The organism is Dyadobacter jiangsuensis (assembly GCF_003014695.1).
GTDB classification, from domain to species: domain Bacteria; phylum Bacteroidota; class Bacteroidia; order Cytophagales; family Spirosomataceae; genus Dyadobacter; species Dyadobacter jiangsuensis.
The window spans coordinates 403,097-424,370 of the sequence record NZ_PYAS01000001.1; the positions used below are offsets into that span (position 1 = coordinate 403,097).

A 21,274-nucleotide genomic window follows, 5' to 3' on the forward strand; every position below is an offset into this window, starting at 1 on the left:
AAAGATGATTTAAAAGATATACACCATATGAAAACTTTTCTGAACCGTATTCTTTTGCCGGCTATGTTCGTTGCCACGCTGTCGGGTTGCAGCGATGATTTTCTGGATAAAAACCCGCCTCAGGAAATCGCCGCGGGGCAGTTCTGGACCTCGGAAGGCGATGTGCAAATGGGGCTGGCAGGATGTTATGCCCGTATGAAAGGCACTTACCTGACCTGGCATCGCAGCTATTTCGATGCCGCCGCCGACAACGGCTGGGCACAGCATTACGGCGATATCCGCCTCATGCAATCGGGTACGCTCGACCCTGCCAACTCAGGCGCGCCGCGGTCGCTGTACACTTCGTGCTACACGGGTATTGCCAGCTGCAATACTTTCCTCAAAAACTTCACGAAAGTGTCGTTACCGGACGCGGCGGCTAAAATCTACGAGGCCGAGGCGCGTTTCCTGCGGGCGATGTTCTACTTCGAGCTGGTGCAGCACTGGGGCGGAGTGGTGATTTACAAAGAGGTTCCTTCGGATATCGAGCAACTGAAAATCGCGAAATCGACGAAAGAGGAGGTGTACAAGTTCATAGAGGAGGACCTGAATTTCGCGGTGGCCAACTTGCCTAATGATGCCTACAAATCGGGACATGCCGTGAAAACCAGTGCCCAGGCGCTGCAAGCGCGCATTGCATTGTTTCAGAGCAAATGGGATGATGTGATTTCACTGACTTCTGCCATTATCTCGTCGAACAAGTATTCGCTGGCAACCGACCTGGAATCCCAGTTTATCAAAGGAAAAGGCCAGGCATCCTGCCCGGAAATCATTTTCTCCATTAAATACATCGAAACCCGGGACGGACGTCAATCGAACGATGGCGGCCAGGAGGTAGAGTTCTTCCGCTGGGGCGGCCTTGCGCCCACCAAGGACCTGATCGACGAATACGAAACCGGAGATCTTCGCCTGAAAAAGTGGTATTACTTTTCACCCAACAAAACGACTTTCGAACGCGAGGACGGTTTCAAATTTCAAACCGAGTTCACCGCCACCAATTACGGGCTGATCAAGTTCGCGGCCGTCTGGGATCCCGGACGCTTCATTCCCAGCGAACGCGATATCCTCACCGGCCACGATATTGTACTCTTCCGGCTTTCGGATATTTACCTGATGAACGCCGAGGCGCAAATGGAAAAGGCGGGCGGCACCACTACCGACGCCAAGGCGCTTTCGTACGTGAATGCGATCCGCAGCCGCGCGGGCGTGCCCGTATTCCCGACGCTCACCCGTGCGCTCATACGTAAGGAGCGCAGGCGGGAGCTCGCATTCGAAGGCCTGCGGCTTTTCGACGTCGTTCGCTGGCGCATCGGGAAGGATATCAACGACAAACTGATCCACAGCAATATCCGGTTGAAATGGGACGATAAGTTCTATATTTGGCCATTCTCGCAAAGTGAAATAGACATTAACACAGCATTGAAACAAAATGAGGGATATTAAGCGCCGTATTTGCCTACCAATCCTGCTGGCGTGCGTGTGGCCGTTTTCAACGACGGTCCACGCCCAACCGGCGAAGCAGCATAATCTTCATTTTGAAAAACTGGCCAAAGTATGGGACGAGGCGCTTCCCCTGGGCAATGGTACCATCGGAGCGCTGATCTGGGAGCGGGAAGGCAAGCTGCGCTTCTCGCTCGATCGCGCCGATGTATGGGATATGCGCCCGATGGCCGGCTTGCACCGGGAGGAGTTCAGCTACAAATGGGTCCAGGAACAGGTCCGTAAAAAGGATTACAAGCCGGTTCAGCAGTATTTCGATGCGCCTTACGACCGGGAACCCGCGCCGTCCAAAATACCAGCCGGGGCTTTGGAGTTCGATTTGCCCGCCGGATGGCAGGTGAAGCGGGCCGATGTGTTACTCGCGTCGGCTTCGGCGGAAGTGGAATGGTCGAACGGCGTGGTACTGAAAACATTTGTACACGCTACGGAGCCGGTTGGCTGGTTCCGCTTTGAAAACGTACAGCAGGACATGCTGCCGCAACTCGTCGCGCCGAAATATACCGGCGCGGTGAAAGAAGGCGGCACGGTCAACTCCCTCGTGGGCGACGACCTGGCACGCCTCGGCTACAAGCAGGGAACCATTACCCCAGGGCCGGGCAGCATTACCTACCGGCAGGAAGGCTGGGGCGGGTTCAGTTATGAGGTGGCGGTGCGTTGGAAGCCATTGCAAAATGGGGTAGTGGAGGGCGTGTGGAGCGTTTCTTCGCATTATCCGAAAGCCGCTGCAAAGCCGGCCGCTGCCGCGCTTACCCAAAATGCATTAAAACAGACCTACACAGCGGCTGTTACGTCGCATCAGGCCTGGTGGAAACGGTTTTGGGGTATGTCGTCCATTGCGGTGCCCGATCCGCTTATTGAGAAGCAATGGTACCTCGAACAATACAAATTTGGTTCGGCAGCCCGCCGCGGCGCGCCTCCGATCTCCCTGCAAGCCGTATGGACCGCCGATAACGGCCGCATTCCGCCTTGGAAAGGAGATTACCACCACGATCTCAATACCCAGCTCAGTTACTGGCCGGCATACAGCGGGAACCATTTGGAGGAAGCATTAGGCTACCTCGACCACCTCGACGAAAACAAGGACAATTACCTGCGTTATTCCAAACTGTACTTTGGCGTCGACGGACTGGCCGTACCCGGCGTAACCACTCTGGACGGCACCGAAATGGGCGGCTGGATCCAGTACTCGCTGTCGCCCACGGTTTCGGGCTGGCTGGCGCACCATTATTACCTCCAATGGCGGTATGGCAGGGACAAGACCTTTCTGAAAGCACGGGCTTATCCGTGGTTCCGGCAGGCATGCGGCCTGTTTGAAAATATTACCATCAAAAACGAAAAAGGGGAGCGGCATTTGCCGATCAGTTCCAGCCCGGAGATCAGGGATAACCGCCTGGAAGCGTGGTTCCCGGAAACGACCAACTACGACCTGGCCATCATCAGGTTCACATTTCAGGCCGGAGCCGAGCTGGCGGAGGTGATGGGCGACAAGGAGCAGGCCGGAAAGTGGCGCAAGCTGCTCGCGGAGTTCCCGGATTTTGCGCAGACGGACAATAATGAACTGATGTTTGCCCGCACCTTGCCCTACAATGAGTCGCACCGTCATTTTTCGCATTTAATGGCCATTCACCCACTGGGATTGATCAAATGGGAAGATGGGCAACAGGCGCGGAAAACGATTACCAGCACGATAGCCCTGCTCGATAAAGTGGGGCCCGACTGGTGGTGTGGGTATTCCTACTCCTGGCTAGCCAACCTCAAAGCGCGCGCCAAAGATGGTGCGGGCGCCCGGGACGCACTCGCGACTTTTGCGCGGGCATTCTGCCTGCCGAACAGCTTCCACGCCAATGGCGACCAGACGAAATCCGGACTTTCCAAATTTACCTACCGCCCATTCACGCTGGAAGGCAATTTTGCATTTGCTTCGGGATTGCAGGAAATGATGCTGCAAAGCTATGCCGATGCGATAGAGGTGATGCCTGCATTGCCTGCGGATTGGAAGAATGCTGCATTCAGCAACCTCCGTGCGGAAGGAGCCGTGCTGGTAAGTGCCCAAAGGAAAGAAGGACGGGTTGTCCGAATCAGTCTCGTGGCCGAAAAAGCAGGCGAATTTTCATTGAAATTGCCCGACTCAGGTCTTAAAATAACCATGACCAAAGGCGTGCGGAAAGTAAAAGACGACGGAAAGGTGGTCACGTTCAGCGCACCGGCAGGAGGAAAGGTCGAACTGGTCGACTAGGCCTTATTGAATCAGCGGTTCTGAAAACCATGAACGGCCAGTTTGTGTTTTTCGGAACCGTGCCGGATCGACAGCGTGCCCCGGTAGCCGGTGGTCCCTTCCACGATTTCCTTGGCTTCCTTCACCGCCAGAATGAGGTTGTAATCCGTAGCCGAAAAGTACATGTCGAAACCTTTGGCGCTGCGGACTGTCATGGTGTGGCTCAGGATAATGCTTTTACCGCCATCCACATAAACAGCCCTTTTCAGCGGGTCGGCCAGGAAAATGTAGTGTTTCTCAGACAGCGGCACCTGCCTCAAAGCGAAAAAATATCCTGCATCTCCTTTGACGGGCCTTTCTTCCGCGGCGGACACCAAAAGGCCCTGCGCGATCTGACACACGCCGACGGTCGGCATGAGAAAACTGATACTCACGAGCAAAATGCATAGCTTTTTCATAAGTGTCTGAGGTAAAAGTGATTAAATGCGCTTACGGGGATTGGCGCGAACAAATTTTGTACAAAAATCGTGCCGTGGTCGGGGAGAAGGGCATTTCCTCAAATCGTGAGATTTTTTTGTATTTAAAAATTTTTCTCTTTCACTTTACCTGTGAAAAAACATCCAGGTAATGGCTGGCGCACCCACAGATGAAGTAACACAGTGGAAAGAACTCCTCACGGGGAATAAGGAGGCCTATGCGGCGATCTACGGATTGCACGTGAAGGCCATGTACCGCTATGGGATGAGTCTCGTATCCATTTCGGAGGAATTCGTCCTCGACTGCATTCACGACGTCTTTGCAGAAATCTGGATCAAGCGCGACCGCCTGAGCGTTCCCGACAATATCCGCTCGTACCTATTTGTAGCATTGAAAAACAGGATATTGCATTTGCTGAAACGGCAGGAGCGCCCGCATATGTTTGTCTCGCAGGAGCATTTCGAAGATTTGTGGTTCGAATCTTCGGCCGAAGATATCCTTACGCAAAAGGAGGAATCGGCGAGCCGGGAGGAATTGCTCACCCGCCTTATCGGCCAGCTTCCGCCGCGCCAGCAGGAGGCGATCAGGCTCCGCTTTGTCGAAAACATGGATTACCAGGAGATCGGGCAGGTGCTGGAAGTCAATACCCAGTCGGCGCATAACCTCGTGTTTCGGGCGATGGAAAAACTACGCGGCTGGCTTCTGGCAGCACTTTTCCTTTTTCAATACGGCCTTATTTGGAAATAATATTTTGTAACTACCGGTAGTTTTAAAATTTTTTTAAAAATTTATTCACCCTGCCGAGTATGAAAATGAAGGTTGTGTTATCTAACTGTAAAACAATCTTACAGTGGACAGCACATACGAACATTTTGGAACGGTAGACTTCGTCGCGGACGATCGCTTTCTGAGACACCATCTGGCTCCCTCGGCGGAATCAACGGTGTTTTGGGAAGAATATCTCCTGCATTACCCACACAAAAACACGGAATGGCAACAAGCCGAGGAACTGCTCAATGCAGTATTGCTCGGGCTGACGAGCTATTCCAGAACGTATCTGTCCGAGGAAGAAGAAGCACGGCTGCTCGACCGCATCATGCGCACCACAGAAGCATACGACGCAGGTACGCACGATATCCGCACGCACGAGGCGCCAGTGAAACCGCTCCGGCAGACCGCTTGGTACCGGATGGCCGCGGCGGTTGTCGCACTGGCGGTGGTAGCCGCGGGTTATATGGTTTGGCGGCCCAAAACCTCCGGCAAGGCGCATTACGCGGAAACCATTTCCGCATTGGAAAGCACTTCCAAAGTAACCCGGCATATCAACAATTCGGCAGAGCCTGAGCTTTACTACTTGCCCGACAGCTCGTCCGTCATGCTGGCGCCGCAAAGCGAGGTCAGTTTTACGGCAGCCTATAACCAGGAGAACCGCAGCGTATACCTTTCCGGCAAAGCTACGCTGGATGTGGTCCCGAACGCCGGCAAGCCGTTCTTCGTCTATGCGAACGAGATCGTCACCAAGGTGTTGGGCACCAAATTCGAAGTTGTGGCGTTCGACGATGGCTCGGATGTGACAGTGAAGGTTCTGAATGGTAAGGTTACTGTATATCAGAACAATGTGAGGAATAATGGGGCAGATGTCGCACCGAAGCAATCGGCCGTTCTGTTGCTCCCCAACCAGCTGGTGGTGTTCGACCGGAAAGCGGAGCTTTTCGACAAGAGACTGGTCGAAAACCCCGTTTCGCTGCCCGATGTAAAGTCGCTGCCCAAATTCGAATACGAGGACGGCTTTGCAGTCCGGTTTTTTGAAGATATCAAAAAAGCATACGGAGTGAATGTCGTCTACAACCCTGAGCTATTGGCCAATTGCCAGTTTTCAGCTGCATTTTCGGACGAAAGCCTGCCGGAAAAGCTCGATGTGGTTTGCAAGACCATCGGGGCGTCTTACGAGATCATCGACGCCCAGGTGGTAATCACCACCGCCGGATGTAAACCATAACGCTATATATATTTGACTTGACCTGATCCTCAACCTTTTCACCAAACGCCCTCATCTGTATGATAACATAGCTACATCCCCATACTTCTTAAGCAACACGGCCAATGATGCTTGCTCCATCATTGGCCTGTAATCATCCTTAGCATCCCGGAGAGGTTGTAAGGACTGCTATTGTCCGAATTTTCCAAACGAACAACTCATTCAAAAGTATGAAACAAGCAAGACATTTACTATTCCAATGTATGAAAATATCGTTGGTTCAGGCGTTACTGGCGTTTGTGTTTATGGGGGTTTCCTGGGCTAACGATCTGTCGGCGCAGGAGCTGTTGAGTCGTCGGGTGAGCCTGAACCTGACCGAGGTAAAGCTCCGACCCGCCCTGAAAGAACTGGAAAGGATTGCCGATGTCCGGTTTTCCTACACACCGCAGATTGGCCAGTCGCAGCAGGTGGTAACGCTGAAAGTGACCAATGCGCCCCTCGGGTATTTGCTCGACAAGCTTTTCGAGCCGATGAATATCCGGTATGAGCTCAGCGGGAAGCATATTATTCTCTCGAAAACGCCTGCCGCGCCCGCGCCCGTAAAGATAGAAGTGCACGAGTCGCCGATGATCAACCTCGCGCCGGTGAAAGGAAAGGTGGTGGATGAAATAGGCGTGCCGCTTCCGGGCGTCAGTATTTTGCTCAAAGGCACTACCAATGGTACGCTCACCAATGCCGACGGGGAGTTTTCCCTCGATGTGCAGGGCGGAGAGGGTATTCTGGTGTTCAGTTTTGTAGGATTTGTATCGAAAGAAGTACAGATCGGGGGCAGGGCTTACCTGGATGTTAAACTCGAACCCCTGGCCAGCGCGCTGAATGAAGTGGTCGTGGTAGGATATGGTGCCCAGAAGAAGGTTTCCATGACCGGTGCCGTGAGCACAGTATCGTCCGAAGCCATCAAGAATGTGCCTACTGCCAACATTACCAATGCATTGGCCGGCCGCGTAGCAGGCTTGTTCGCGACCCAGAAAAGCGGCGCCCCAGGCTCGGGGAGCACGCTCATCATCCGGGGTAAAAGCACATTCAATTCCACAGACCCCATTTATGTGATCGACGGGATTGTCCGCACGCCGGGTGATTTCGAGGCGCTTAGTCCCACGGAAATCGAGACCATCTCGGTATTGAAGGATGCCACGTCGGCAGCGGTTTACGGCGCGCGCTCCGCGAACGGGGTAATCCTTGTGACCACCAAACGCGGCACCACGGACGCGCCCACGTTCACGTACAGCGCGTATGTGGGTAAGGAAACGCCGAGCAAGGTCCCCGAGCGGATGAATGCGTACGAGCACGCGTTGTACCGCAATAACGTGGCCCGGTTCAACAACAGGCCCATCACCGACCCTTCGTACTATACCCAGGACGAAATCGATTATTTCAAGAACAACAACGTCAACTACGACTGGTTCAAAGGCGCCTGGCAGGATCCTGTTTTTACGCAGCATAACCTGAGTGTTTCGGGTGGTAGCGATAAGGTAAAGTATTTTTCCAGCCTCGGCTATAATTTCCAGGACGGCGGGTTCAAAAACCTCAAATACGACCGTTTCAACCTGCGCTCGAACGTGGATGCCAAAATCGCGAAGGGCCTGAATATGGCGCTCATGATCGATGCCAGCCTGCAAAAGCGCGACCGGCCCTACTGGCCTTATGACGGCGGCGACGACGACCGGATGTACGACCTTTATCGCGGGTTACTGAACAAACCGTCGTTCATGCCGTGGAAAATCGGGGATAAGTACGTCCGCGCATTCCAGCAATGGAACCCCATCGGGCTGATCGACAATGCCGGTTACAGAAGCATCCGGAAAAATACTTTCAACGGTATCCTGAAACTGGATTACGCCATTCCACACGTCGATGGCTTGAAAGCGAACGTTTCTTTCAACTACCGCAAATACTACGAATACGATAAGACGGTACGTAAGAAATACCCGGTTTCCGAGTTCAAAACCACTGGCGGGCACAACCACCTGCTGACCGAAGAGGTGACCAACAGCCTATTGCTCGGCGACTGGGAGAACAGCGCGTTTGCCTCTTTCAACGAAGCAAATTCCTATCAGCTCAATGCGGGATTGCAGTACGAGAAGACTTTCAACGAAAAGCACTTCCTGACCATCATGGGTATGTACGAGCAGTCGGAAGGTACCGGAAATTATCTCTACGGGATGCGCAACAAGCTGCTTACGCCCACAATCGAGCAGCTCTTTATTGGTAATGCCGCCAGCGAGAATCAAAGTGCCACGGGTAATGCCACCGAGACCGGCAGGTTGGGCTACATCGGCCGTGTGACGTATTCGTACAATGAAAAATACTTGTTCGAGGCCAACTTCCGCTCGGACGCATCGCTGAAATTCGCGCCGGAAGGCCGCTGGGGTTTCTTCCCGTCGGTATCGGCCGGCTGGCGGTTGTCGGAGGAATCGTTTGTCAAGAACAATTTCAAAAATATCGACAACCTGAAACTGCGGGCTTCCTATGGTTTGCTGGGGAACGACGGGGGCACAGCGGTGGCAGAATATGGTTACCAGAGTATTTTCTCCGTGGCAAGCGGTGCAGTGTTCGGTTCGGCCACCTCGGGTATTGCTCCGGGTGCGCTGCCTAACTACAACATTACCTGGGAGAAAACGCGCATTACCGACATCGGTCTCGAAGGCTCGCTGTGGAGAGGTTTGCTGAGCTTCGAGCTGGATTATTTCAGAAAGTATACCTACGATATCCTGGGAGCCCGGGTTATTTCAATCCCTAACACATTTGGTGCGACGCTTCCCAAAGAAAATTACGGCATCGTGAGCAACCAGGGGATCGAAATCGTGGCACGCCACGACAATACCCTCAAAAACGGCTTGCAATACTTCCTGGGCGGTAATTTTAGTTTTGCCCGCAACAAAGTGAAGCAGCAGGATTACGCCGCCGGCGCATTCGACTATCAGATCCCGACGGGCCGTCCGATAGGCTTTTTGTCGGGTTACGAGGCGGCGGGTATTGCCCGCACCCAGAAGGACCTGGAAAACCTGCCTAAATGGGGCACCTACGAATGGTCACTCGGTGACGTGATCCTGAAAGACAAAAACGGCGACGGTACCATCGATTCGAAAGATATGGTCGTGCTGTCGCGGCAAGGTGTGACGCCCGAAATCATGTATGGTATCACCACAGGCGGTCGCTGGAAGGGTTTTGACCTGAATGTGCTGGTGCAGGGTGTTGCCAATCGCAAGCTGATATTCCCGAACCGGAACGACCTGTGGGATGAGCAGGCGGTACTGAAAATATGGACGGATTCCTGGTCTCCCGAAAACCCGGATGCCAAATACCCGCGTGTGGGCGGCATCGGAGCGAGCAGCTACGGCGCCAGCAGGGCACCATCCTCGTTCTGGCTCATGAATGGCAATTACATCCGGTTGAAAAACATCGAGATCGGCTACTCGCTGCCGAAGGCTTTGACCAACAAGCTGGGTATCGGGGCGTTACGTATATATGTATCCGGTGCTAACTTAGTGACGCTCGATAAAATTAAAGTCTCCGATCCCGAGGCCATCGAAGGGAACTACGGCGTGTACCAGTACCCGATCATGAAAAGTTACAATGCAGGTTTGTCCCTCAGGTTCTGATCCGGCGGACAGGTTATTTCAATTGATCCAAGATTTAGATAAAAATGAGAAATAGAACATATCAATACCTGTGCGCGATCATGCTGGCATCATCCGTGGGACTAATGTCCTGCGAGGATGTGCTGGATAAAAAGAACTTGTCGGCTATTACCGAGCAGGACGTATGGAAAGATCCTGTGCTGGCGACGGCATTTGTCAATAATGTTTACCTGTCGGTGCCGTCCTGGGACGTCACGCTGGCCGATGCGACGGACGAGGCTTCGCGCAGTAATCCATGGATTTCGGGTGTGACCACTATCGATAATGTCCTGGATCCCGGCAGGCCAGGCTACTGGCCCTATGCCGACATCCGCAAAATGAACCTCTTCTTGCAGGAGATCGATAAGCCGACCAGTACGATTGACCAGGCAACCAAGACCACGCTGAAAGGCCAAGTACGGTTTATCCGGGCATTCGTTTATTTTGAAATGATCAAGCGCTATGGCGGTGTGCCGCTCGTCACCACCGCGCAGGAGCGCGACGACGACTTGCGTGTGTCGCGAAACTCGACGAAGGAATGCTTCGATTTCGTGCTCTCCGAACTGAATACCGCGGCCGGTGAATTGCCGGAATCCTATCCGGCGGCTGATTTGGGCCGTGTTACCAAGGGAGCGGCGTTGGCTATGAAAGGGCGTGTGCTGCTTTTCCGTGCCAGCCCGCAGTTCAATCCGACCAGCAACCCGGCGCACTGGCAGGCGGCCTACGATGCCAATAGGGAAGCATTGACCTACCTTTCTTCCAAAGGTGTGGGGTTGATCGACACGTACAGCAATGCAGCATTGTTCCTGGCCGAAATGAATAAGGAAGTGATTTTCGCGATTCGCTACCTGAACCCCGCCGGGCGCACGCAGAACCGCGACGCGGCCGTGCGGCCGATCGATTTCACGGCCAATGCCACCGGTGGTTGCCATCCTACGCAGGAGCTTGTGGATGCATTTCCGTTGAAAAGCGGCAAAAAGACGGCCTGGAATGATCCGCAATATGCAGGGGACGTGACCAAAAGCTGGCAGAACCGCGATAACCGCTTCTACGCGACGGTGGTTTACAATGGCGTGTCCTATTTGGGTAAAACCATGGAGCTGAATGCGGATGCTTCGGGTAACGGCTATTCCTATGGTAAGCAGAACGGTACCCTCACCGGCTACTATTCCAGAAAGGCGATCGACGAGTCGCTGGACATTACCAACTCGCAGATTTCGGGAACGGATTACATTGATATGCGTTATGCCGAAGTGCTGATGAACTACGCCGAAGCGGCCATGGAGCTCAACAAGCTGCCGGAGGCCTTCGACGTGCTCAAACAGATCCGCAAGCGTGCGGGCATTAATGAAACGACTCCGGGCGACGCTTCCCTGGCCGGGAAAGTCTACGGCCTGAACCCCGCCATGACGCAAGCTGAAATGCGCCAGGCGATCCAGGACGAGCGTTACATCGAATTTGCATTCGAGCAGAAAAGGCTTTGGGATTTGCGCAGATGGCGGCTAATGCACCTCAAAATGACGGGCAAGGACAAACGCCACGCGATGATCCTCAATACCGACGCTTCGAAACCGGGCGGATTTACCTACACGCTCTACGACCGCGACAATGCACCGATGGTTTATAACGAAAATATGTATTTCCTGCCGCTGAACACGGCTACCATTCAGGGAAATGTCAATCTGAAACAAACCAAAGGCTGGGGCGACGGCACTTTCGACCCGCTGGAAGGTATGTAAGGTTTAATGGAAGTCGTATCAAATGCGACTAAGCTGTCAGCCTGAGCGGTCTGGGCCGCCGGGTGGTCGAAACATCTTTTGCATCGCGCAAATGCCTTCGACTCCGCTCAGGCTGACAATAAAGTACAAACTTTTTTTACCCACATTTCCTGAATCCATGATAAGAGGAATCCTCGCAGGAATATTCCTTTGCGTGACCACATTGTCCTTCGGGCAGGAGCTGGTTATTCGAAATGACAAGATACAACGCGTGCTGTCCTACGACGGGCAGGTCTGGCGTACGACGCGTTTTGCGGATGCTTCCGGTAAAACCGCATTGACCGTCCGGAGCGACGAGTTTCACATCCTTCCTATGCAAGCGCGCGAAGGATTTACGGTGAACGATTTTGTCGCGGAGGGGCAGCCTGTTCCTTCGCGTTCGGCTGATACCAGTTTTGTAAGGATTTCCTACCGGCCGAAACCGGCGATTGCAGGCAAGCCGGGTGTACCTGTAAAACTGCTGGTGACCTATTTTGCCATTAATGAGCAAGCGCACATTCGTAAAACCCTGGTACTGGAATATGCGGGTGCAGCGAACGGATTGCCTGCTGTGGGCGATCCAGCCGCAGTCGACCGCCTGGAAGTGGAGCGCTTCGTAACCGAAAAGTCCGCTACCGGAGGGGGCAGGGGAGAACCCGTTTTTATCGGGGACAAATGGTTTACCGGCCTCGAATATCCGGGCGGGTATAGCCGCCACACCGATGGCAATACACCGGCCGATTATGCGAGGCATTATGAGAAAGTCGGGAATTACAGTTTCATCGACCTCGAAGGGAGGGATATCGAGCCTGCGGCAAAGGCGGGCATGGTGAGGCTGATGCACTTCCCGGGCAACGCAGTGACCACCGATTCGGTCAAATTTAGTATTCAAAGTAAAACGGCCGTCTGCGGATTGGCGGAGGCCGGCGCTTCCGTTCGGCATGCATTCATGCAATACCTGGCTACGGTGTGGAAAGCGCCGCGGTCGTTCCTGCATTATAACAACTGGTTCGAACCGCGCGCCAAAGACCTGAGCGGCCAGGCGCTGGTCGATATTTACAAGGAATTCCGCACTGCCACAGAGCCTTACGGCGTGAAACTCGACGCCATGGTGGTCGATAATGGCTGGCAGGACCGGAAATCGGTATGGCAGCCATTGCCGAAGTTCTTTCCGAATGGCTGGACAGACGTTAAAAACCTCACCGGTAACCTCCGGAAGGAAGGCGTAGATTTCGGTTTCTGGCTGTCGTTGAATGGCTATGTCAATGACATCGACTGGGGAATCCGGAACGGGTACCACGAGGCTACTCCTAATTCCTATTTCAAGCAATTCGGGCGGTATTACAGCCTCTCGTCTCCCGCCTACAAACGCGAACTGTTGCGGCAGGTGCCGTTTATCGTGAAGGAAACGGGAGCGGTTTACTACAAGCATGATTTCAACCAGCTCAGCGACACCGGCGTAGGCAACGGACACCCGGCCACGGACAGGCATGGGCACGAGGCCAACCTGGATGCGGCCATTGAAGTGCTGCTCGCTACCCGGAAAGTGAAGCCGGATATTTTGCAAAACCTCACTAACTGGGTCTGGTTTTCGCCCTGGTGGCTCATGTACAGCGATTACCTGTGGATGCTCGCCGGTGACGACGGTACCAACGGGAACTGGCCCGAAATCTCCACGCGCGCCATGGCTACCACCGACCGCGATACATTCATCTGGCGCATGTGGGGCAAGGCCACCGACCGCCCGCTCGTGCCCATTTCCCGCCTCATGACCCACGGGATTATCAAAAGCTCCGACGGCCGGATGGAAAGCAAGGAGGATGGTTTGCAGGACTGGCTGGAACACGTGCTGATGCATTACGGCCGGGGTACCTTGCTGAAAGAATGGTACATTACCCCCTCCGCCCTGAAACCTGAGGAATGGAAAGCACTTTGCACCGTCGACAACTGGGCAAAGGAAAACCGCGAAATACTCAACAATACCGTGTACGTGGGTGGCCGCCCCGACGAAGGGCACGCTTACGGCTATATGGGCTGGCACGACGATGAGGGCATTCTTGTGGCCCGTAACCCCGGCGCTGCTACACAGAAACTCGTGATCCCTTTCGACGAACAAACCGGGTCTTATCAAAAAAGGGGTGAAAGCTATGCCGCTACCGTCCTGTTCCCGTACCAGGATACTTACCCCACCGCATTTCAGTCGGGCGGGAAGATCGTCGTAGAGCTGCCGGGCTATGCTACCATGGCATTTTCATTTCAGAAAGGCAAGCCGGGAAAAGCGGCTGCACCAGCAGGCCGGATTGTTTGGAATAACACCAACAAACCCACCGGCGAAACAGAAACCGCATTGACCGTACCCGCCGATATTGCCGACCGCTGTGATCTGCTGCTGATCGGTTACCCGGACGTACCTTCCATAAAAATAAATGGCGTGGCGGTATCGCCGGCAAGGAGCTCGAAATCGGTCATCAACAAGTTTGCCAGCTATGCCAAAGCGGGGATGATCAGCGAAAAAGCCCGGCCGTGGACCATGCAGGCATTCGATCTGCGGCCATACAAAGGCAAGCGCATTACCATTTCCTATGGACGCAATGCGGGATTTGAAAGCCATCTGCTAGCCGAACGTCGGACATTGCAGGCGCCAGCTTCCAAACTGACGGGCAATAACTTACTCTGGCCGATCACCAACGGTGCCCGCCGCGAAACCGTACGGCTATTCAGTGCGGAAGGCATTTCATCGGCTGGAAACCAGAAGAACGCCGCCGAAGCATTGCTGAAACGCGTGGTACCATCCCATGCGGGGCAGTTTCTGGTTGAAATCATTGCCAAAGAGAATGGAAAAGATGTTTTTGAGATAGAGAGCATTCAAAACAAGGTAATGCTGCGCGGAAGCAATGCCGTTTCGGTGGCTTCGGCATTGAACTGGTACCTGAAATATTTCGCGCATTGCCAGCTCTCCTGGAATGGCGATAACCTCCGTTTGCCGGAGAAATTGCCTGCTGTGAAGGAGAAATTGAGAAAGCAGACGCCCTACAACCACCGGGCCTACCTCAATTATTGCACCTTCAACTACACCATGACCTGGTGGGACTGGGCGCGATGGGAGCGGGAGATCGACTGGATGGCCATGCACGGGATCAACCTCCCGCTGGCTATCACCGGTCAGGAGGCGGTTTGGCAAAATATGCTCCGGCAGTACGGAATGAGCGACGACGAAATCCGGAGCTTCCTCGTAGGCCCGGCGTACGCGGCCTGGCAATGGATGACCAACATCGAAAGCATCTTCGGCCCCTTGCCGCAAAACTGGATCGACCGGAGCATTACCCTCGGGCAAAAAATCCTCGAACGTGAGCGCTCTCTGGGTATGACGCCGATCTTGCAGGGGTTCACGGGGTATGTTCCATTGAAACTCATCGAAAAGCAGCCGCAGGCGAGCATTGTTAAAAAATCGGTATGGTTTCACGTCGGCCCCGGTACTGCCCAGCTGGACCCGACCGACCCGTTGTTTGCCCAAATGACCCAAACGTTTCTCGAAGAGCAAACCCGGCTTTTCGGCACCGATCACCTGTATGCTGCCGATCCTTTCCATGAAGGCGAGCCGCCGCGGAAGGACACGGCCTATCTGGCGGCAGTAGGAAAGCAGATTTTTGAAACCACCACGGCGGTTGATCCCAAGGCCGTGATCGCGATGCAGACTTGGAGCATGCGCAAGCCCATTGTGGAAGCGATTCCGGCGGACAGGATATTGATGCTCGACCTGAATTCGGCTAAATGGAAGAACAGCGGCGCATTCTGGGGGCGGCCCTGGGTAGCCGGCATTATCCATAACTTTGGCGGGAACAGCGCCATGGGCGGCGATCTGGATGCGGTATTGGCGCGTTTCCCTAACCTGTTGCAGCAAAAAAGCCAAACCCGCGCATTGGCGGGCATCGGCATGTTTCCGGAAGCCAGCGAGCATAACCCGGTTATTTACGAAGCAGCCTCCGAAATGGCCTGGCACCGCCAGCAGCCCGACACGAAACAATGGCTGGCCAGCTATCTCGTGGCCCGCTATGGTTCCGCCGATGCGCCCGTGAGCGCCTGCTGGGACACGCTGCTGCATACGGTTTACGGCAAACACGGCGTCGAAACCTTCCGGGAATCGGCCATTTGCGCGAGGCCGGCATTGACCGTGAACGGCGCTTCTCCCAACGGTGCATTGAATTCCGAGAAGAATTACCCGTTTCATAGCCTCTGGCCGGCCGTCGGTCTATTACAGCAGGCATCTGCTTCGATTCAAAAGACGGAGACGTACCGGTACGACCTCGTGGACCTGATGCGCCAGTCGATGGCCGACCTGGCGATTCCGCTGCAACGCAGGCTGGCAAAGGCTTATACGGATGGCGATAAGGCCGCATTTGAGCTCGAAAGCCGCCGGTTCCTTGATTTGCTGGACGATTTCGACGCGCTGCTGGGTACGCGCCAGGATTTTCTGCTGGGTAAATGGATCGCGGATGCCCGGGCCATTGGGGTTACGGAAGCGGAAAAGGATCTTTATGAAAAGAATGCCCGCAGCCTGGTTACGATCTGGGGGCCTTACCATCCGCAGGCGATCCAGTACGACTACTCGGCGCGCCAATGGAACGGTCTGGTGCGTACGTTTTATAAGCCGCGTTGGGAAATGTTTATTGTATTTTTGAAAAATGAACTTGAAAAAGCAGCAGGTACCCGCTATAAGGAAGAGAATATCAACCACCGTTTCAAACGCCCTGCCAATGAGGCCAATGATTTTTACAAGATGATCTCGCGCTGGGAAGCGGATTGGGGCGATAAGCATGACCTTACGCTGGCCGCTCAACCGCAAGGCGATGAGATCGGGGTGGTCGGGCGGCTTTTCAAGAAATGGGGGCCTGTTGCCGCGGAAGTCTATTCGAAATAATCTTTTAAATACCCTTAATCAATTCCCAATTACCTTTTATGAAATACCTCTTTTTAGCACTTGGCCTGCTTAGTTTTACCGCCCAGGGGCAAACGGCCGATCCGACGGCTGTCGGCGACTGGCTCATCAAGCCGGCAGCCGCCAAGGCGCACATTGATCAATCCGCGGACGGCCGCGACATCGTGCTGTCCAATGGCCTCGTGAGAAGGGCGTTCCGTCTCAAACCGGATCTGGCGTGCGTCGAGTACAAGAACCTCACCAACGGCCAGCAGTTGCTTCGCGCCGTGAAGCCCGAGGCGAGGGTCGTGCTGAACGGCGTCGCCTACAATGTGGGCGGTTTGTATGGTCAGAAGGAGAATGCATACCTGCTGCCCCAATGGCTGGATCAACTGAAAGTGTCGGACAGCGCCTTTCATTATATCGACCATAAAGTCTCGAAAATACAGCCTTACCTGCAGTGGAAGACTGCGATGTGGGCTGGAAGCAAGAAAGACGCGACCGGAAGCGAGGTGACATTCCGCTTCGGCTCGTCGCTGCCCGCGCTTGCGGGCGTGGAGGTGTACGTGCATTACGCGATCTTCGACGGTATCCCGCTGGTTTCCAAATGGGTTACGATCGAAAACAAAAGCAAGAGCGACGTGACCATCGACCAGGTAGTGAACGAGATACTGGCCGTGACGGAAGAGGAGAGTGCCGTAGTGGGCAAGCCGGAAGAAATGGCCAAGCCGAATGGTTTATACATTGAAAACAACTTTGCATTCAACAACGCCATGCGCTACGGCCTCAGCGACCAGGCGACGCACTGGAAGGTTGATAAAGCCTACACTTCGCAGGTGAATTACGACTACCAGACCCCCTGCCTCCTCGAAGTGCATCCGAAAGTACCGGTGGGAACGCGCCTGAAAGCGGGTGAAAACCTGGAATCGATCCGCACGTACGAGCTGCTCATGGATAGCTACGACCGTGAACGCAAGGGAATGGCGGTGCGCAAAATGTACCGGACTATCGCTCCGTGGACGACCGTCAACCCGATTTTCATGCACCTCGTGAGTAAAAACGACGAGCAGGTACGCACCGCGATCGACCAATGTGCGGCTACCGGCTACGAGGCATTGATCCTCAGTTTCGGAAGCCATTGTAATATGGAGGATATTTCACCCGAAAACCTCAAAAAATGGAAGGATCTGGCCGATTATGCTCACAGCAAAAAGGTGTTGATCGGCAGCTACTCGCTTTTCAGTTCCCGGAAGATCAGCGAAGAGGACGATGTGATTAATCCTAAAACAGGCAAAACCGGCGGTGCTTTCTTTGGCAATGCGCCCTGCCTTGGCAGCAAATGGGGGTTGGCTTATCTGGATAAGCTGAAAAAATTCATGAGCTACACCGGTTTCAATATTTTTGAAAACGACGGTCCCTACCCGGGCGACGTATGCGCGTCGACCTCGCACCCCGGCCACGAAGGCCTGGCTGATTCGCAATGGAAGCAAATGGCGCTCCAAAAGGGCCTTTACCACTGGTGTGCCGAAAACGGGATATATGTCAATGCGCCCGATTGGTATTTCCTCGATGGGACCAACAAAGTGGCCCTGGGCTACCGGGAGGTGAACTTCTCGCTCCCGCGTGAGCAGCAGAAGATCCTCAACCGCCAGAATATCTTCGATGCGACCTGGAACGAGACACCTTCGATGGTATGGGGCTTTGTGCCGCTCACCAAATACCAGGGCGGCGGGCCGGAAGCCGTGCTCGAACCGCTTTCCGAACACCTCGATGCATACGAGCAGCTGATGATGCAATACTACGGTGCGGGTGTTCAGGCCTGCTACCGGGGCCCGCGCCTGTACGATACCGACGAGACGAAAAAGACCGTGAGCAATGTGGTGAGCTGGTATAAAAAGTACCGCGATATCCTCAATTCCGACATTATCCACCTCCGCCGTGCCGATGGCCGCGATTGGGACGGGATCATGCACGTGAACCCGGAGTTGCCGGTGAAAGGGCTGGTGATGCTGTACAATCCGACCGGGGAGAAGGTCGTTCGCAATGTGAAACTGCCGGTGTATTATACGGGTAAGGATCAAGCCGTGAAAATTCGTGTGAAGGAGGGGGCGGCGCAATCGTACAAGGTAGGCCGCAACTACGACGTCGACTACAAAGTGGAGATTCCCGCGGAGGGATACACCTGGCTCGTAGTCGAGTAGGAAGACAACGGCCGGTAACGGCGCATCAAATGAAAGGGACAAATCTGCCGGTTGTGCGGGTTTGTCCCTTTTTGTTTGGAACGGCTCCGGACTACCTCCAAAATCAAAACCGGCACACCCGGGGCGTCCGGTCGGGATATACTTTTGGCAGAAAAAATGCGCTATGTATAACCTGATCCAACGAATCGTACAGCACGACCGGTTGCATGCCCGCTGGCTGAACACATTGTCCTACCTGGAAAACGCAGGTGCGCGGAAGATATCGGCCTGCGAGCACCGGACTGCGGTGGAAATCATTCAATTGAAACATGCCGCAGAGGAACACAGGCATGCTTATATTTTAAAGAAACAGATTTCAAAACTGGCGCCGGAGGCCTGCCCGGACTATTCGGAGCCTTACCTGTTTGCTGCGGTATCTACCCGGCAATACCTCGCTATGCTGGACATTCAATGCAGCAGGTATATCAAAAGAGTGTTCGGTTTAAAGGGCTCACAGCTGCGATATGCGGCTTACCTGTTTGTGACCTATCTCATTGAAGTAAGGGCCGATGAACTGTACCCGGTTTACCAGCGGGCACTTTCGGCCGCGTCGCATAGCGTGACCGTCAAGTCGATTATCGCGGAAGAGGAGGGGCATTTGGAAGAAATGACTTCGCAGCTGAGTCAGTTTTCGGAAGATTGGCAGACTCATGCCGAAATATTGCAAAAAATGGAGGAAGGGCTGTTTAACCGGTGGCTGAGCTGCCTGGAAAGCGAGCTCGCCGATGCATGACAACGTGCTGGCAGACCTCTCGCAGGCCCTTACCGACCGGCAGGAGCAGGGTATTCTCCGGAAATTGCGAACGAGACAGCCGGGTACCGATTTTTATTCCAATGATTACCTGGGACTGGCAGCCAATGATGCGTGCCACGAAATGCTTCTGGCTTCCCTGCACGACAACCCGCAATGGCTGCGCGGGGGTACCGGGTCGCGGCTGGTGAGCGGCAACTCGGCGTTAACATTATCGGTCGAGGATTTTATCGCGGCCGAGCATCAAACCGAACGGGCGCTGCTGTTTCCGTCGGGGTATATGGCCAATATGGCTTTGTTTTCCTGCCTCCCGAAACGGAATGATACCATCCTGCTCGATGAGTTTGTTCACCGCTCGGTGCTCGACGGTTGCCGCCTTTCGTTTGCCGGTAAATTGCGGTTTCGGCACAATGACCTGGACCATCTGGAAAGCCGCCTTGCCAAAACAAAGGGGAAATGCTGGATCGCAGTCGAAAGCCTGTACTCGATGGAAGGTGATTTCGCACCCCTCCACGACCTGGTGGTGCTGGCAGAGCGTTACGGGGCTTCATTGATTGTCGATGAAGCACATGCCATGGGCGTTTTCGGGCACGGGCTCGTGTGCGACGCGCGCTTGCAGGAGCGGGTATTCGCGACCGTGGTCACGTATGGAAAGGCAATGGGTGCACACGGGGCAGCCATATTGTCGCGCGGCACCGTGATCGACTACCTCATCAACTTCGCAGCTCCATTCATTTATACCACCGCCCTGCCGGATTTGTTTGCGGCGACCATCAGGAACAATTATACTTTCCTGAAAATGAATCCGCACCTGCGCGACGATCTGCAAGGCCGGATCCGTCACTTTTCCGCAGCCGGACTACCAACACTTTCCGGCGCAGGGAGCCCGATTCAGGCCATACCGTTTTCTGGCGTTGCCAGGCTGGCGGCGGCTAAGGAATTCCTCGAGGCCCGATCGCTTTTTGCATTTGCGGTACGGCCTCCTACCGTGAAAGCCGGCTCCGAACGCTTGCGTGTGAGCCTGCATGCATTCAACACCCATGCGGAAATCCAACAACTTACCGACTTGCTAAAACAGCTTTATGACACCGAATAGGACTACCTTGTTCGTCACCGGGATCGGAACGGATGTGGGGAAAACAGTCTGCTCCGCCGTTCTGACGGAATGGTACCAGGCCGACTACTGGAAACCCGTGCAAGCGGGTACACTAAGTCACTCCGACCGGAAAACGGTTTCCGGCCTGACGGGTCCCGATATTGTAACGCACCCGGAGGCCGTTCGCCTCAAATTGGCCGCATCACCGCACAAAGCCGCGCGGAAAGAGCAACGGTGCATTGCGGCCGGCGATCTGGTCCCTCCCGAAACACAAAATCATCTTATTATCGAAGGTGCGGGCGGGTTGTATGTGCCTATCAATGAGCAGTTTTGTGTGATAGACTGGGTCGAAAGCCTCGGCGTGCCGGTCGCATTGGTCGCGCGGAACTACCTGGGTTGTATCAATCATACTTTGCTATCGATTCAGGCGCTCAAACAGCGGTCTATTCCGTTAAAGTACCTGATTTTCAACGGGCCGTTTGACGAGGATACGCGACGCGTCATTCTTTCGTACCCGGATATCCAGGCGACGGTACTCGATATCCCGGACTTCAAAACATTAAATCCACCAAGCATTGCCCGTGCCGCCCGCCGCCTGCGCAGGGAGCATGGTAATCCCGTTTAAA

General features: G+C 54.3%; 12 protein-coding genes. 11 read left to right on the forward strand and 1 reads right to left on the reverse strand.

The features are described from left to right. The first annotated feature begins 27 nt into the window (after nucleotides 1-27). Together CLV60_RS01525 and CLV60_RS01530 are read left to right on the forward strand one after the other, a co-directional pair. A complete protein-coding gene (locus tag CLV60_RS01525) occupies nucleotides 28-1,482 on the forward strand; it encodes a RagB/SusD family nutrient uptake outer membrane protein (RefSeq protein ID WP_106593614.1) in 1,455 nt (484 codons plus the stop codon). After that, nucleotides 1,469-3,775: a glycosyl hydrolase family 95 catalytic domain-containing protein gene (locus tag CLV60_RS01530; RefSeq protein WP_106593615.1), complete on the forward strand. Its 2,307-nt coding sequence runs from the start codon at nucleotides 1,469-1,471 to the stop codon at nucleotides 3,773-3,775. The genes CLV60_RS01525 and CLV60_RS01530 overlap by 14 nt, the downstream gene beginning before the upstream one ends. A gap of 11 nt (nucleotides 3,776-3,786) precedes the next feature. Here the strand turns inward: CLV60_RS01530 and CLV60_RS01535 are convergent, their stop codons facing one another. Further along, nucleotides 3,787-4,212, reverse strand: a complete 426-nt coding sequence (locus CLV60_RS01535; RefSeq protein ID WP_106593616.1) for an immunoglobulin domain-containing protein — start codon at nucleotides 4,210-4,212, stop codon at nucleotides 3,787-3,789. 169 nt (nucleotides 4,213-4,381) lie between these two features. On the opposite strand from CLV60_RS01535, the gene CLV60_RS01540 reads away from it, so the two are divergent. From CLV60_RS01540 to bioD, 9 genes are all read left to right on the forward strand, one after another. After that, entirely contained in the window at nucleotides 4,382-4,978 is a 597-nt protein-coding gene (locus CLV60_RS01540) for an RNA polymerase sigma factor (RefSeq protein ID WP_106593617.1), read from the forward strand. 103 nt (nucleotides 4,979-5,081) lie between these two features. Next, complete coding sequence (locus CLV60_RS01545; protein ID WP_106593618.1) at nucleotides 5,082-6,230, forward strand: FecR family protein; 1,149 nt, start codon at nucleotides 5,082-5,084, stop codon at nucleotides 6,228-6,230. Between the two features lie 209 nt (nucleotides 6,231-6,439). Next, nucleotides 6,440-9,871: a TonB-dependent receptor gene (locus CLV60_RS01550; protein ID WP_106593619.1), complete on the forward strand. Its 3,432-nt coding sequence runs from the start codon at nucleotides 6,440-6,442 to the stop codon at nucleotides 9,869-9,871. Between the two features lie 44 nt (nucleotides 9,872-9,915). Beyond that, nucleotides 9,916-11,628 (forward strand): RagB/SusD family nutrient uptake outer membrane protein, encoded by a 1,713-nt coding sequence (locus tag CLV60_RS01555; protein ID WP_211302175.1) that lies wholly within the window; start codon nucleotides 9,916-9,918, stop codon nucleotides 11,626-11,628. 157 nt (nucleotides 11,629-11,785) lie between these two features. After that, on the forward strand, nucleotides 11,786-16,564 hold the full coding sequence (locus CLV60_RS34460) for an alpha-N-acetylglucosaminidase TIM-barrel domain-containing protein (RefSeq protein WP_211302176.1): 4,779 nt from the start codon (nucleotides 11,786-11,788) through the stop codon (nucleotides 16,562-16,564). A 38-nt stretch (nucleotides 16,565-16,602) separates the two neighbouring features. After that, a complete protein-coding gene (locus CLV60_RS01565; protein WP_106593621.1) occupies nucleotides 16,603-18,762 on the forward strand; it encodes an alpha-galactosidase in 2,160 nt (719 codons plus the stop codon). A gap of 163 nt (nucleotides 18,763-18,925) precedes the next feature. Beyond that, complete coding sequence (locus CLV60_RS01570; protein ID WP_106593622.1) at nucleotides 18,926-19,534, forward strand: hypothetical protein; 609 nt, start codon at nucleotides 18,926-18,928, stop codon at nucleotides 19,532-19,534. Beyond that, entirely contained in the window at nucleotides 19,527-20,648 is a 1,122-nt protein-coding gene (locus tag CLV60_RS01575; RefSeq protein WP_106593623.1) for an aminotransferase class I/II-fold pyridoxal phosphate-dependent enzyme, read from the forward strand. Before CLV60_RS01570 ends, CLV60_RS01575 begins: the two co-directional genes overlap by 8 nt. After that, a complete protein-coding gene (gene bioD, locus CLV60_RS01580) occupies nucleotides 20,635-21,273 on the forward strand; it encodes a dethiobiotin synthase (RefSeq protein WP_106593624.1) in 639 nt (212 codons plus the stop codon). Before CLV60_RS01575 ends, bioD begins: the two co-directional genes overlap by 14 nt. Nucleotide 21,274: the final 1 nt, after the last annotated feature.

Excerpts from the sequence above, each read along its gene's own strand:
- CLV60_RS01525 (WP_106593614.1), top strand. The coding sequence starts at position 28 with ATGAAAACTTTTCTGAACCGTATTCTTTTGCCGGCTATGTTCGTTGCC.
- CLV60_RS01530 (WP_106593615.1), top strand. The coding sequence starts at position 1,469 with ATGAGGGATATTAAGCGCCGTATTTGCCTACCAATCCTGCTGGCGTGC.
- CLV60_RS01535 (WP_106593616.1), bottom strand. The coding sequence starts at position 4,212 with ATGAAAAAGCTATGCATTTTGCTCGTGAGTATCAGTTTTCTCATGCCG.
- CLV60_RS01540 (WP_106593617.1), top strand. The coding sequence starts at position 4,382 with ATGGCTGGCGCACCCACAGATGAAGTAACACAGTGGAAAGAACTCCTC.
- CLV60_RS01550 (WP_106593619.1), top strand. The coding sequence starts at position 6,440 with ATGAAACAAGCAAGACATTTACTATTCCAATGTATGAAAATATCGTTG.
- CLV60_RS01555 (WP_211302175.1), top strand. The coding sequence starts at position 9,916 with ATGAGAAATAGAACATATCAATACCTGTGCGCGATCATGCTGGCATCA.
- CLV60_RS34460 (WP_211302176.1), top strand. The coding sequence starts at position 11,786 with ATGATAAGAGGAATCCTCGCAGGAATATTCCTTTGCGTGACCACATTG.
- CLV60_RS01565 (WP_106593621.1), top strand. The coding sequence starts at position 16,603 with ATGAAATACCTCTTTTTAGCACTTGGCCTGCTTAGTTTTACCGCCCAG.
- CLV60_RS01570 (WP_106593622.1), top strand. The coding sequence starts at position 18,926 with ATGTATAACCTGATCCAACGAATCGTACAGCACGACCGGTTGCATGCC.
- CLV60_RS01575 (WP_106593623.1), top strand. The coding sequence starts at position 19,527 with ATGCATGACAACGTGCTGGCAGACCTCTCGCAGGCCCTTACCGACCGG.
- bioD (WP_106593624.1), top strand. The coding sequence starts at position 20,635 with ATGACACCGAATAGGACTACCTTGTTCGTCACCGGGATCGGAACGGAT.